The sequence below is a fragment of the Flavobacterium commune genome, from assembly GCF_001857965.1.
In the GTDB taxonomy this organism is placed as follows: Bacteria; Bacteroidota; Bacteroidia; order Flavobacteriales; family Flavobacteriaceae; genus Flavobacterium; species Flavobacterium commune.
The window spans coordinates 1,558,243-1,571,495 of record NZ_CP017774.1; the positions used below are offsets into that span (position 1 = coordinate 1,558,243).

The 13,253-nt window shown below is 31.7% G+C and carries 11 protein-coding genes and 1 tRNA gene; 8 read left to right on the forward strand and 4 right to left on the reverse strand.

Annotated features, from left to right (window positions below):
• Window positions 1-10: 10 nt before the first annotated feature.
• Together BIW12_RS16305 and folB are read right to left on the reverse strand one after the other, a co-directional pair.
• Window positions 11-81 (reverse strand) — tRNA-Cys (locus BIW12_RS16305).
• A 127-nt stretch (window positions 82-208) separates the two neighbouring features.
• Window positions 209-568, reverse strand: a complete 360-nt coding sequence (gene folB, locus BIW12_RS06540; RefSeq protein ID WP_071184364.1) for a dihydroneopterin aldolase — start codon at window positions 566-568, stop codon at window positions 209-211.
• A gap of 142 nt (window positions 569-710) precedes the next feature.
• Here folB and BIW12_RS06545 point away from each other — a divergent pair, with 142 nt between their 5' ends.
• The 4 genes from BIW12_RS06545 (at window position 711) to BIW12_RS06560 (ending at window position 4,113) form a co-directional block, all read left to right on the forward strand.
• Window positions 711-2,834, forward strand: coding sequence for a glutamine--tRNA ligase/YqeY domain fusion protein (locus BIW12_RS06545; RefSeq protein ID WP_071184365.1), 2,124 nt, complete (start codon window positions 711-713; stop codon window positions 2,832-2,834).
• A gap of 339 nt (window positions 2,835-3,173) precedes the next feature.
• Entirely contained in the window at window positions 3,174-3,473 is a 300-nt protein-coding gene (locus BIW12_RS06550) for a YtxH domain-containing protein (RefSeq protein WP_071184366.1), read from the forward strand.
• 29 nt (window positions 3,474-3,502) lie between these two features.
• Window positions 3,503-3,853, forward strand: coding sequence for a competence protein (locus BIW12_RS06555; RefSeq protein ID WP_071184367.1), 351 nt, complete (start codon window positions 3,503-3,505; stop codon window positions 3,851-3,853).
• Between the two features lie 5 nt (window positions 3,854-3,858).
• Complete coding sequence (locus BIW12_RS06560) at window positions 3,859-4,113, forward strand: DUF6327 family protein (RefSeq protein WP_071184368.1); 255 nt, start codon at window positions 3,859-3,861, stop codon at window positions 4,111-4,113.
• A gap of 20 nt (window positions 4,114-4,133) precedes the next feature.
• On the opposite strand, the gene BIW12_RS06565 is transcribed toward BIW12_RS06560, so the two are convergent.
• Entirely contained in the window at window positions 4,134-5,123 is a 990-nt protein-coding gene (locus tag BIW12_RS06565; RefSeq protein WP_071184369.1) for an SPFH domain-containing protein, read from the reverse strand.
• A 76-nt stretch (window positions 5,124-5,199) separates the two neighbouring features.
• Between BIW12_RS06565 and BIW12_RS06570 the strand changes: the two genes are divergently transcribed.
• On the forward strand, window positions 5,200-5,841 hold the full coding sequence (locus tag BIW12_RS06570; RefSeq protein WP_071184370.1) for an outer membrane beta-barrel protein: 642 nt from the start codon (window positions 5,200-5,202) through the stop codon (window positions 5,839-5,841).
• 32 nt (window positions 5,842-5,873) lie between these two features.
• Here BIW12_RS06570 and gltX read toward each other — a convergent pair whose 3' ends face one another.
• On the reverse strand, window positions 5,874-7,379 hold the full coding sequence (gltX, locus tag BIW12_RS06575) for a glutamate--tRNA ligase (protein WP_071184371.1): 1,506 nt from the start codon (window positions 7,377-7,379) through the stop codon (window positions 5,874-5,876).
• A gap of 166 nt (window positions 7,380-7,545) precedes the next feature.
• Here gltX and BIW12_RS06580 point away from each other — a divergent pair, with 166 nt between their 5' ends.
• From BIW12_RS06580 to mnmG, 3 genes are all read left to right on the forward strand, one after another.
• Complete coding sequence (locus tag BIW12_RS06580) at window positions 7,546-10,824, forward strand: DUF4175 family protein (RefSeq protein WP_071184372.1); 3,279 nt, start codon at window positions 7,546-7,548, stop codon at window positions 10,822-10,824.
• Window positions 10,821-11,240, forward strand: a complete 420-nt coding sequence (ybeY, locus tag BIW12_RS06585; protein WP_071184373.1) for an rRNA maturation RNase YbeY — start codon at window positions 10,821-10,823, stop codon at window positions 11,238-11,240. Before BIW12_RS06580 ends, ybeY begins: the two co-directional genes overlap by 4 nt.
• A 95-nt stretch (window positions 11,241-11,335) precedes the next feature.
• Complete coding sequence (mnmG, locus tag BIW12_RS06590) at window positions 11,336-13,207, forward strand: tRNA uridine-5-carboxymethylaminomethyl(34) synthesis enzyme MnmG (RefSeq protein WP_071184374.1); 1,872 nt, start codon at window positions 11,336-11,338, stop codon at window positions 13,205-13,207.
• The last annotated feature ends 46 nt before the right edge of the window (window positions 13,208-13,253 follow it).

Consider the following 13,253-nt stretch of genomic DNA (forward strand, 5'->3'; position numbering starts at 1 on the left):
GAGGTTTCTGAGGCATCGTCCGGATTCGAACCGGAGTAGGAGCTTTTGCAGAGCCCAGCCTAGCCGCTCGGCCACGACGCCATTGTTTTAATGGACTGCAAAGGTAATATAAAAAACACAAAAAGCAAATCCCAAATTCCAAAATAATACAATTATGTATTTTATTTAGAATTTGGGATTTTTATCCCGATAGCTATCAGGATAGAATTTAATTTCTGCTTTCTTCTAAAATAAGGGTAACTGACTCAACATCACCACTAATAGGAGGATTGATTTTAGAAACTTCAACTATGGTTTTCATTACCATTGGAAGTTCAGCTAAAACTCTTTTGTTAATTCTTTTGGCAACATGTTCTAATAATTTGGAACGAATAGCCATTTCTTCCACAACAATACGGTTTAAGTGAACATAATCTACTGTATCGGCTAATTCATCTGATTGGGTAGATTGCTGTAAATTGGCCTTAATTTCTAAGTTAACAGTGTATTCAGAACCTATTTTTCCTTCTTCAACTAAACATCCGTGGTAGGAAAAAGTGCGGATATTTTTTAATTTAATAGTTTCCATATTTCTTTTGGTATTGTTGTGTTTTATTTTGTTGCAAAAGTACAAAATATTTGAAATTTATGGTTTTTAAGCAAATTTGCATTTCCTCAAATCTGTAATTAACCAACTATTTTGATAACTTTGTTTTTTTTAAAATTAAGACATGTCAACCGAAGAAAAATCACTCCATTTTATAGAACAAATTATCGAAGAAAACTTAACGAATGGTTTTCCTCAGGATAAATTAAGATTTCGTTTCCCACCTGAACCTAATGGATATTTGCATATTGGACATGCTAAATCAATTTGCTTGAATTTTGGTTTAGGATTAAAATACAATGCTCCTGTAAATTTACGTTTTGACGATACCAATCCTGCTAAAGAAGAACAGGAATATGTAGATGCCATCAAAGAAGATTTACAATGGTTAGGATTTCAATGGGATAAGGAATTGTATGCATCTGATTATTTTCAGCAATTGTATGATTGGGCAATTCTTTTGATCAAAAAAGGCAAGGCTTATGTTGATAGTCAATCTTCTGAAGCTATGGCGGAACAAAAAGGAACGCCAAGTCAAGCAGGTGTTGATAGTCCGTATAGAAATCGTTCTGTTGAAGAGAATTTAGCTTTATTCGAAAGAATGAAAAACGGTGATTTTGAAGAAGGAACTCATATTTTAAGAGCTAAAATTGATATGACTTCTTCAAATATGTTGATGCGTGATCCAATTATGTATCGTGTTTTACACAAAGAACATCATAGAACAGGGGATGATTGGTGTATTTATCCTATGTATGATTATACACATGGTGAAAGCGATTATTTAGAGCAAATTTCGCATTCTATTTGTACTTTAGAATTTGTGATGCACCGCGAATTATATGATTGGTTTTTAGACCAAATTTATGATGAAAATCTAGTAAGACCACATCAGTATGAATTTGCCCGTTTGAACTTGAATTATACTGTAATGAGTAAAAGAAAGCTATTACAATTAGTTCAGGAAAATGTGGTGAATGGCTGGGATGATCCTAGAATGCCAACTATTTCCGGCTTAAGAAGAAGAGGTTATACAGCTGCTTCAATTAGAAAATTCTGTGAAAATATTGGAGTTGCGAAGCGTGAAAATATCATTGATTATTCGTTATTAGAATTTTGTTTGCGTGACGATTTGAATAAAACTGCTCCAAGAGTTATGGCAGTTTTAGATCCCGTAAAAGTAATTATTACTAATTATCCTGAAGGAAAAGAAGAACTTTTGGATGCCGAAAACAATCAGGAAGATGAAAGTGCTGGTTTTAGAAAAGTACCTTTTTCAAGAGAATTATATATTGAAAGAGAAGATTTCTTAGAAGTGGCTCCGGCTAAATTTTTCCGTTTAAGCTTAGGTAACGAAGTGCGTTTAAAAAATGCCTATATCATTAAAGGAGAAAGTGTTGTAAAAGATGAAAACGGAAATATTACTGAAATTCATGTAACTTATGATACTGATTCTTTGAGTGGAAGTGGTACAGAAGCTTCTAAACGTAAAGTAGCGGGAACCTTGCATTGGGTTTCAGTTAAACATGCTGTTGAAGCCGAAGTTCGTTTGTATGACCGTTTGTTTATTGATGAAGCACCGGATAGTCATAAAGAGAAAAATTTTCTTGATTTTATCAATCCAAATTCCTTATCAATTATAAAAGGATTTGTTGAACCAAGTTTAGAAACAGCAGTTTCTGGCGATAAATTTCAGTTTCAACGTTTGGGTTATTTTAATGTTGATAAAGATTCAACTGCTTCTAAATTAGTATTTAACAAGACTGTTGGACTAAAAGATGCCTGGGAAGAAAAAGGAAAAAAAGACAGCAACAGTATCAATAATTCTTTAAAAGAAATTAATAAATATTTTAAAGTGGAAACGCGTGAAGAGCGTATTGCCATTAGAAAAGCAATAGGGGAGACTTTAGCCGGAATTTCTAATTATAGTTTATTGCAAAATTCATTAAAGAAAAATATCAACAATAATAAAAGTTCATTGTTGTTTGCCAATTTGATTTTGAAATATGCTCCTTTAAAATCTTCAGATTATGATAAAGAAGAGCTGCATAAATTATATACAATGTCTCTTAGAAGTGAATCCACTTTTGTTCGGTCAAGAGCAATTTTAAATTTAAATCATTTGGATTATGATTTGGACTTTAGAAATTCTTTTAAAGATGAAATTTTAAAACTTGAAGCCAATCCTCCAAAAAGTTCTACCGAAAGAGAGAAGGAATTTATTGAAGAATTTTTAAATAAATTATAACTATCAAAAAGCGCTTAATCAGCGCTTTTTTTTTATTATTATTAAAATCTATTTTTAATTTAAAATATATAGGATTTTATAATTAAAAATGGCTTTCATATTTTAATTTTAAAACGTTTTTTTAAAAGCTTTGATAGAAATATTCATTCTTTGTTTTTTCGTTTAATACAAAGCTTTATTTTAATTTTTACCATTTTTTAGACTTCGATTAAGAAAATAGAATGCTATTTATATAATTTTAAATAATGAAAAATATTCTAACTTTTTTATAATAACATTTATGAAGATTTTTTTTTAAATTTATTAGTATCTTTATAAGAAACTTAAAAATAATATATTATGGCAAGTAGTACAGGAAAAACTTTAATAGCTCTTGCAAGTGGTGCTGCAATAGGAGCTGTATTAGGAATTTTGTTTGCTCCGGATAAAGGAGAAAAAACAAGAAAAAAAATTAAAGACGGATATAAAGATCTTGAAAAAGATATGAAAGCTAAATTAGCTAATGCAAAAGTTGATTTAGAAGATACTTATGAAAATTTAGTTTCTAATATGAGTTATAAAACAGAAGATGTTATTACTTTTTTAGAAAAGAAATTAGCTGATTTGAAAGAACAAAATGCTAAACTTCATAAACAATAATTTCTTTTATAATATTGAAATAAAAAACTATGGCTTTTGATGAGTTAAAAGAACATACTGAGAATATTCAGGAACAAACTAAAGATTATATAGAAAAGAATCTTTCTTACTACAAATTATTAGCGTTTAAGATGGCTATGAAATCAACTACAATGATTTTTAAGTTCACCTTGATTTTGCTTTGTATATGTATGGTTTTGTTATTTTGTTCTATAGCATTGGCATTTGCTATTGGAAATTATTTTGGCAGCTATACCCTTGGTTTTCTATCCGTTGGTTTAATTTATGTTATTTTAACAGCTTTATTGTTTTTAGTTAGAGATAAAATTGTGGAAGGACCTATTTTAGAGAAATTTTCAGAAATATTTTTTAACGACTAATTATTATGCAAACAAAAAAATATTCTTCTTATGCTCAAATTGATAGGGAACTTGAAATTTTAAAAGTTGAAAAAGAAATCAGCTATCAAAAGTTAGTTTTAAGTGTTCAAAAAACGAAGGAAAGTTTTTCGTTCTTAAATATTACTTCTAATGTTGTAGATACTGTAAAAAGCACTTTTTTTAGTTCCTACGGCACAATATTGAGATTAGTGATACCAATTATTATAAAATGGTTTAGGAACAAAAAAAGAGGCAATTAAGCCTCTTTTTCGTTTGTAATTTATACTTCATCCGATTCTTCTGTTTCTTCTAGAGGATTTTCGGGTTCTTCAAATTTTGGTTCTGCTTTTTTAGGAGTACTCTTTTTATTTTTCTTCATCATTTCACCTACTTGATTCGAAGCACTAAAAGAAGCGACCATATTGTTCAGCATTTCACTTCCGGCTTGTGGAGAATTAGGGAGTAAAATCAAATTAGAATTAGCATCTGCACCTATGGCTTGCAATGTATCATAATGTTGAGTTACCACAATCAGGGCAGAGGCTTCTTGCGAATTAATTCCAACTTTGTTTAAAACATCCACACTTTCTACTAATCCACGGGCAATTTCACGTCTTTGATCGGCAATACCCTGTCCTTGTAAACGCTTGCTTTCAGCTTCTGCTTTGGCTTTAGCTACAATTCTGATTCTCGAAGCTTCGGCTTCATATTCAGCTACCGTTTTTTCCCTGTCGGCAGCATTAATTCTGTTCATCGCATTTTTTACCTGTATATCAGGATCAATATCAGTAACCAGAGTATTGATGATTGTGTATCCGTAAGTTGTCATGGCTTCGTTTAATTCACTTTTTACAGCAACAGCAATATCATCTTTTCGTTCAAAAACATCATCTAATTTCAATTTAGGAACTTCGGCACGAACCACATCAAATACATAAGAAGTAATTTGATCGTGTGGATATTCCAGTTTATAAAAGGCATCATAAACGGTTTCTTTAACCACCATAAATTGAACCGAAACTTTCAATTTTACAAATACATTGTCTTTAGTTTTGGTTTCAATGATAACATCCAACTGTTGGATTTTTAGATTCACACGTCCGGCAATTCTATCAATTAAAGGAATTTTAAGTTGAAGACCGGATTGTCTGATACTTAAAAATTTTCCAAAACGTTCAATAATTACAGCCGTTTGTTGTTTAACGGTGAAGAAGGAGGAAAGCAAAATAAAGAATGCAATAAATAAAAGAAAAATAAATGAAGTGTTCATAAGTTGTATATTTAGTTAAATTTTCTCTGTTAAATTACAAAAAAACTTTAGGTTTGTGTCAGTTAAAATTCACATTATGATAAAGTCTTCATTAACTTTTTGTTTTCTCCTAATTTCAGTATTTTGTTTCGCGCAATACGGTTATCGCGATTCCAATAGAATTGGAATTCAAGGAGGAGTAAATCAATTTACTCTAAACACTACTAATTTTGATACAAAACCTGAAATGGGTTGGAATGCCGGCCTTTCAATACGAGGTAATTTTTATGATAATTGGGATATGGTTTATGCTATTCAATTTTCTGAAAATAATTTTTCGGTAGCCACAAATCGATCGCTTATAATCAGTGAAGATGTGAATTACAAATTACCTTCAGCTCAAATTTCTTTACAATTGAGCTATGTTTTAATCGACAATCATTTATCAATTGAATTTGGTCCTTTGGTTCAGGTAAACGGAAAATTTAAAATTGATGCTGATAAGGAAAATAATATAATTTCAGGAACTACTTTATTGGCCAAAGATATAACTGATATCGGTAAATTTAATTTTTATCCAACGGTTGGAATTACAGCAGGAGCAAAACATTTTAGAGTAAATGTTTCTTATCAATATGGAATTTCAAATATGTTAGGCAGTTTAAATTCTAAAAATCCGGGTTATGATTTTAAAGGAAATCCAGGGATTCTAAACGGTAATGTAATTTTCTATCTATAAAAAAAGTCCCGACAAAATCGGGACTTTTAGTTTTATATAGTTTCAATAGCTTTTTGAATTCTTGAAATTGTTTCATCTTTTCCAATGATTTCCACAATATCAAATAGGTGAGGACCTTTTAAAGCTCCAACTAAACTCAATCGGAAAGGTTGCATTACTTTCCCCATTCCAATTTCGTTTTTAGTTAACCAATCTTTGACAATAGTTTCAATATTTACTGAAGTAAAATCGGTGATTTCTTCCAGTACTGAAATTAATTCTTGCATTAAAGCAGGTGTTTCCTCTTTCCAGTTTTTCTTTGATTTTTCGTCATAAGCAGTTGGAGCAACAAAAAAGAAATTGCTTAAATCCCAAAATTCAGAAACAAAATTAGCTCGTTCTTTTATCAACGATACAATTTTCGTTATAACTTCTAGCGTAGTTGAGACCCCTTTTTCTTTAAGAATAGGAGCGAAGGCTTTCGCCAAATCTTCATTTTTTTGCTTAATTAAATATTGGTGATTGAACCATTTATTCTTTTCCGGATCAAATTTGGCACCAGCCTTATGAACTCGGTTCAAATCAAATTTTTCAACTAATTCTTCCAACGAAAACAACTCTTGTTCTGTGCCATCATTCCAGCCTAATAAAGCTAAGAAGTTAACCACGGCTTCCGGGAAAAATCCGTTTTCTCTATATCCTGATGAAATTCCTTCTTCGGTTTTCCATTCTAAAGGAAATACCGGAAAGCCTAATTTATCACCATCACGTTTTGATAATTTTCCGTTTCCAACAGGTTTTAAAATCAAAGGTAAATGAGCAAATTCAGGAGCAGCCCAGCCAAATGCATGATATAATAAAACATGTAAAGGCATGGATGGTAACCATTCTTCACCACGAATTACATGCGTAGTTTGCATTAAATGATCATCAACAATATTGGCTAAATGATAGGTTGGCATTCCGTCACTTTTAAACAAAACTTTGTCATCTAAAAGATTAGTTTCAAATTTTACATGACCACGAATGATATCTTTTAAATGTAAAATTTCGTCAACAGGAGTTTTAAATCGAATGACATAATGTTCTCCATTATCAATTCTTTGCGCTGTTTCTTCAGCAGAAATAACTAATGAAGTATCCAGTTTTTCTCTGTTAGTATGATTGTAGATAAATGTTTTTCCTTGTTCTTCTTCCGCTTTTCTGTATGCATCTAAAGATTCTGGAGTATCAAATGCATAGTATGCCCAACCTGAATTAATTAGTTGGTCAGCATATTGTTTGTATAATTCTTTTCTTTCGCTTTGACGGTAAGGACCAAATTTTTCATTTTTTCCAATAGTTTCATCAGGAGAAATTCCTAACCATTCCAAGGCTTCCATGATGTATTGTTCGGCACCGGGAACAAATCGGTTTTGGTCGGTATCTTCAATTCTTAAAAAGAAAGTTCCACCGTTTTTTTTGGCAAACAAATAATTAAATAAGGCAGTACGAACTCCGCCAATATGTAAAGGTCCCGTTGGACTTGGTGCAAAACGCACACGAATTGGGTTTGACATTTTTTATAAATTTTGTAGCAAAGATAATTAGAAGTTAGAAGTCAGAAGTTAGAAGTTAGAAGTTTTTCAATAACTAGCTGTTGATTTTTGTTGATATTGTTATTGTCATTGAATTTGATAATGTTATAATTATTACTTTTATGGGTAATTATAAAGCAAAAATACCTTGAATAGTTCCAATTTTATATTTCAAAAATTAGAAGCTTTTATTAGAAAGTATTATTTAAACGAGTTGATAAGAGGAGTGGTTTTCTTTATCGGGCTTGGTTTGTTGTATTTTCTTTTTACGCTTTTTATTGAATATTTCCTTTGGTTAAAGCCTACAGGAAGAGCCATTTTGTTTTGGACTTTTGTCGGGGTAGAAATTTTTTTACTATTCCGTTATATTGTATTTCCAATTTTTAAACTCTTTAAATTTCAAAAAGGAATTGATTATAATGATGCTTCGGCTATAATTGGAAATCATTTTTCGGATGTAAAAGATAAGCTGCTTAATTTTATTCAGCTTTCAAATCCTGAAAATAACACAGCAAAATCCGAATTGCTTTTGGCTTCGATTGAGCAAAAAGCCAATGCTTTGCAACCCATTCCTTTTTCTAATGCGATTAATTTTAATTCGAATAAAAAATATTTACCGCTTGCTTTTATTCCTTTTTTGATGTTTGCTGCTTTTTATATTTCTGGAAATAAATCGATACTGACTCAAAGTTTGAATAGGGTAGTGCATTTTAATGCTTCTTTTTTACCTCCGGCTCCTTTTGAATTTGTGCTTTTGAATTCTAGTTTACAAACGGAGCAAAACAAAGATTTTATTGTTAAAGTAAAAACGGTGGGTAAAGTAATTCCTGAAAATGCAATGATTTTCATTAATGATGAAAGTTATTTTATGGAGAACACCAAGCCAGGTGAATTTGAATTTAAGATTGAAAAACCCACTCAAAATGTTTCTTTTTATATTAAAGGAAATTCAGTTTCATCCGATGATTATGAACTAAAAGTTGTGGCTGTTCCTTCTATTTTAAATTTCGAAATGCAATTGAATTTCCCTTCGCATCTCAATAGAAAAGCTGAAATTATCAAAGGTACAGGAAATGCCATTATTCCCGAAGGAACATTGGTAACCTGGAGAATGAGTACACAAGCAACCCAAAAAGTGTTATTTTCTAATGCAAACACGGTTTATCCGTTTGCTAAATCAGAAAACAACTTTGTTTTATCAAAAAAAGTTTTAGAAAATACAGATTATCAGATTATTACTTCAAATAATATGGTTTCTAACTTCGAAAAACTGAATTATCAGCTTACAGTTATCAAGGATCAATATCCAACGATTACAGTTAACCAGGCTCCAGACAGTTTGAAGTTGGCTACCAATTATCTTTTAGGGAAAATAGGGGATGATAATGGTTTGTCAAAATTACAAGTTGTCTATTATGAATCTAATAAACCGGCTACTGCCAAACGTGGAACAATTGCTATCAAGTATGGAGTTTTTGATCAATTTGTTTTTTCATTTCCAGCTAATCTTCCGGTTATCGAAGGAGTAACTTATGATTATTATTTCGAAGTTTTTGATAATGATGTTTTACATCATTTTAAAAGTTCTAAATCGGCAGTTTTTTCTAATAGAATTGTTACTGCTCAGGAAAAGCAGTATTTAATTTTGCAACAACAAAATGATAACATTCAAGGTTTACAGAAATCATTAAAGAGTCAAGACAAGCAATTTTCACAATTGGATAAGATTCAAAAATCAGGAAAAGAAAAAGAAAATTTTGAATTCAATGACCAACAAAAAGTAAACGATTTTATTCAACAGCAAAAGAAGCAGGATGATATGATGCGGAATTTTATGGATAAAATGAAAAATAATTTAGATGAATCTAAATCAAAACCTGAGGATAATTTCAAAAAAGAACTGGAAAAACGTCTTGATAATAACAAAGAGGAATTAGAAAAAAACAAAAAACTTTTAGACGAGTTAAAGGCGCTAAATGATAAAATGAAGAATGAAGATTTACTTGAAAAGTTAGATCAGTTTAAACAGAAGAGTAAAAATCAGGTTAAGAATTTACAACAATTAGTCGAATTGACTAAGAAGTATTACGTTCAAAAAAAGGCAGAACAAATTGCTGATAAATTAGAAAAATTATCAGACAAGCAAGATAAACTTTCAGAGCATGAAAAGGAAAATACTAATGCTAAACAACAAGAAATAAATAAGGATTTTGATAAAATTCAAGAAGATTTGAATGATCTAGAAAAAGACAATAAAGAGTTAAAATCACCTTTAGACATTCCTAAAGATGATAAAACTGAAAAAAGTATTGAGGAAGATTTGAAGAAAGCTTCAGAAGAATTGCAAAAAAATAATACTTCAAAAGCAAAGCCAAATCAGAAAAGTGCTTCTAAGAAAATGAAATCAATGGCTATGAAAATGGATCAGGGTATGGACGGAGCCGAGATGGAAGAGCTGGAAGAAGACGTTAAAATGCTGCGCCAAATCTTAGATAATTTATTGGCTTTTTCTCTTTCGCAGGAATCCATAATGTTGAATTTTAAATCTCTTAATTCTGCTTCTCCAGCTTTTAATAAAAATATAAAACTGCAACAGGATTTACGAATTCAGTTCAAACATGTTGATGATAGTTTGTTTGCAATGTCTTTACGAAATCCAAAATTCACTGAAGATATTACGAAAGAAGTTGGAAATGTTCAGTACAACATTGATAAGGCTATTGATAAATTATCCGATTCTGAAATTCCTAAAGGAGTTTCTCATCAGCAATATGTGATAGCTTCTGCAAATAAACTAGGAGATTTTCTAAGTGAAATGCTGAATAATATGCAAATGTCTTTGTCTTCTATGGGACAGGGAAAACCTAAACCGGGTCAAGGAGAAGGTATGCAGTTGCCTGATATTATTTCGAAGCAACAAGGCTTAGGAGATAAAATTAAAAAAGGAATTAAACCCGGAGAAGGAAAAGAAGGGAAACCTAATTCGGGTAAAGGCGATGAAGATGGTGAAGGCGGAGAAGGTGATGCCAAATCTATAATGGAAATTTACAAAGAGCAGAAAGAACTGCGTGAAGCTTTAGATGGTGAATTAAAAAGGCAAGGTTTAGGAAGTAAAGGTCAGAATGCTTTAGAGCAAATGAAACAGATTGAAAAGCAATTATTGAATAAAGGTTTTAAAAACGAAACGCTTCAACAAGTTTTGAATTTAAAGCAGGAGCTCTTAAAATTAAATAATGCGGTTCAGCAACAAGGAGAAGAAAATAAAAGACAATCGCAAACCAATGATAAAGAATTTCTTAATCATTCAAGAGTTTTACCTAATTCTTTGTTAGAATATATGAATAGCATAGAGATATTAAACAGACAATCATTACCTTTGCGCTCCAATTTTAACCGCAAGGTTCAAGAATATTTTAAAACAAAATGATAAATTTTAATTACGAAAACGACTTTAATTTAGATAACGAAGAAGCTATTTCTACTTGGTTGTCGGCTGTAATTGCATCGGAGAAAAAGAAGGAAGGAGAGATTAATTACATCTTTTGCGATGATGATTATCTTCATAAAATCAATCTAGAATATTTAAATCACGATACACTTACTGATATTATTAGTTTTGATTACACGGTAGGAAATGAGTTAAATGGAGATATTTTTGTTTCTGTTGAACGTGTTCAGGACAATGCTAATGATTTTAATGTTTCTTTTGAAGAAGAATTGAAGCGTGTTTTGGTTCATGGAGTTTTACATTATTGCGGTTATAAAGATAAGGGAGAAGAGGATGAACGATTGATGCGTTCTAAGGAAGATGAAAAAATAGCAATGTTCCACGTGGAACAGTAAAATTAATTTCTGGATTCGAAGTTAAGTGTTCCACGTGGAACGTTCGCTGTTTTAAGTTTTAATTTAAGCCCTGTGTTCAGGAAAAATATAAAAAAATGTTTCTAGAAGAGTATGATGTAATTGTTGTGGGTGCTGGGCATGCAGGTTGTGAAGCTGCTGCTGCTGCTGCAAATTTGGGTTCCAAAACTTTGTTGGTTACCATGAGTTTGCAAAACATTGCCCAGATGTCTTGTAATCCTGCAATGGGTGGAATTGCAAAAGGTCAAATTGTTCGCGAGATTGATGCGCTTGGTGGTTATTCAGGAATTGTTTCTGATAAAACTGCGATTCAATTTAAAATGTTGAATAAATCAAAGGGGCCTGCAATGTGGTCTCCAAGAGTTCAAAGTGACCGTATGCGTTTTGCCGAGGAATGGAGAATGATGTTAGAAGGAACTCCAAATCTTGATTTTTATCAGGAAATGGTAAAAGGTTTGATTATTGAAAATGGTAAAATAAAAGGAATAAGAACTTCTTTAGGAATAGAGATTCGTTCCAAGTCGGTTGTGTTGACCAATGGAACTTTTCTGAATGGATTGATTCATATTGGAGAAAAACAATTCGGTGGAGGTAGAGCAGGAGAAAGTGCTGCTTACGGAATTACCGAAGATTTGATTCAAGTGGGTTTTGAAGCCGGCAGAATGAAAACGGGAACACCTCCTCGTGTCGATGGACGTTCTTTAGATTATTCTAAAATGAATGAAGAAAAAGGAGATGCTAAACCGGATAAGTTTTCATATTCTGATTTGACCACTCCATTGACACATCAAAGATCTTGTCACATGACCTATACTTCTTTGGAAGTTCACAATATTTTGAGAGAAGGTTTTGATCGTTCGCCAATGTTCAACGGACGAATTAAAAGTTTGGGTCCAAGATATTGTCCGTCTATTGAAGATAAAATTAATCGTTTTGCTGATAAAGAAAGACACCAGCTTTTTGTAGAACCAGAAGGGTGGAATACCTGTGAGGTTTATGTGAATGGATTTTCTACTTCGCTTCCTGAGGATATTCAATTTAAAGCTTTGAGTTCTGTTGCAGGATTTGAAAAGGTGAAATTCTTTAGACCAGGTTATGCAATCGAATATGATTATTTTCCACCAACACAATTAAAACATACTTTGGAAACGAAGTTGGTTGAAGGTTTGTATTTTGCCGGACAAATTAATGGAACTACCGGTTATGAAGAAGCGGCTTCTCAAGGATTAATGGCTGGAATTAATGCGCATTTAAAAGTGCATGAAAAAGAACCATTAATTTTGAAAAGAGATGAAGCTTATATTGGAGTTTTAATTGACGACTTAATCACGAAAGGAACAGAAGAACCATATAGAATGTTTACTTCTCGTGCAGAATACAGAACTTTGTTGCGTCAGGATAATGCCGATTTTAGGTTGACACCAATGTCGTATGAAATAGGTTTGGCTTCAGAAGCACGTTTACGAAGAATGGAACGTAAACTTAATGAATCAGAAAAAATGGTTTCATTTTTCAGGGAAACGAGTGTTTCGATAGGAGAGACCAATCCAATTTTGGAATCTAAAGGAAGCGCACCAATTTCTCAGGGAGATAAGATGTTTAAGATTTTCTCTCGTCCACAAATTGATTTGGAGGATATGATTAAGTTTGAAAAAGTTCAAGCTTATGTAGCAGAAAATGATTTGGACCAAGAAATTTTGGAACAAGCCGAAATTCAGGTGAAGTATTCTGGTTATATCGAAAAGGAAAGAAATAATGCAGATAAGTTGACTCGACTAGAAGATGTGAAAATTCCAGCCGATTTTGATTATAATAAAATTAAATCAATGTCTATTGAAGCTAAACAAAAATTGAATAAGATTCGTCCAGTAACTATTTCACAAGCTTCAAGAATTAGCGGAGTTTCACCTAGCGATATTTCGGTTTTATTGATTTACATGGGAAGATAATATGAAGTTAGAGGATTGAAATTAGAGGTTAGAAGTTTACAATAAT

What these genes read in the sequence shown, in the direction of transcription:
- folB (WP_071184364.1), bottom strand. Translation starts at nt 568, where the DNA reads ATGGAAACTATTAAATTAAAAAATATCCGCACTTTTTCCTACCACGGA.
- BIW12_RS06545 (WP_071184365.1), top strand. Translation starts at nt 711, where the DNA reads ATGTCAACCGAAGAAAAATCACTCCATTTTATAGAACAAATTATCGAA.
- BIW12_RS06550 (WP_071184366.1), top strand. Translation starts at nt 3,174, where the DNA reads ATGGCAAGTAGTACAGGAAAAACTTTAATAGCTCTTGCAAGTGGTGCT.
- BIW12_RS06555 (WP_071184367.1), top strand. Translation starts at nt 3,503, where the DNA reads ATGGCTTTTGATGAGTTAAAAGAACATACTGAGAATATTCAGGAACAA.
- BIW12_RS06560 (WP_071184368.1), top strand. Translation starts at nt 3,859, where the DNA reads ATGCAAACAAAAAAATATTCTTCTTATGCTCAAATTGATAGGGAACTT.
- BIW12_RS06565 (WP_071184369.1), bottom strand. Translation starts at nt 5,123, where the DNA reads ATGAACACTTCATTTATTTTTCTTTTATTTATTGCATTCTTTATTTTG.
- BIW12_RS06570 (WP_071184370.1), top strand. Translation starts at nt 5,200, where the DNA reads ATGATAAAGTCTTCATTAACTTTTTGTTTTCTCCTAATTTCAGTATTT.
- gltX (WP_071184371.1), bottom strand. Translation starts at nt 7,379, where the DNA reads ATGTCAAACCCAATTCGTGTGCGTTTTGCACCAAGTCCAACGGGACCT.
- ybeY (WP_071184373.1), top strand. Translation starts at nt 10,821, where the DNA reads ATGATAAATTTTAATTACGAAAACGACTTTAATTTAGATAACGAAGAA.
- mnmG (WP_071184374.1), top strand. Translation starts at nt 11,336, where the DNA reads ATGTTTCTAGAAGAGTATGATGTAATTGTTGTGGGTGCTGGGCATGCA.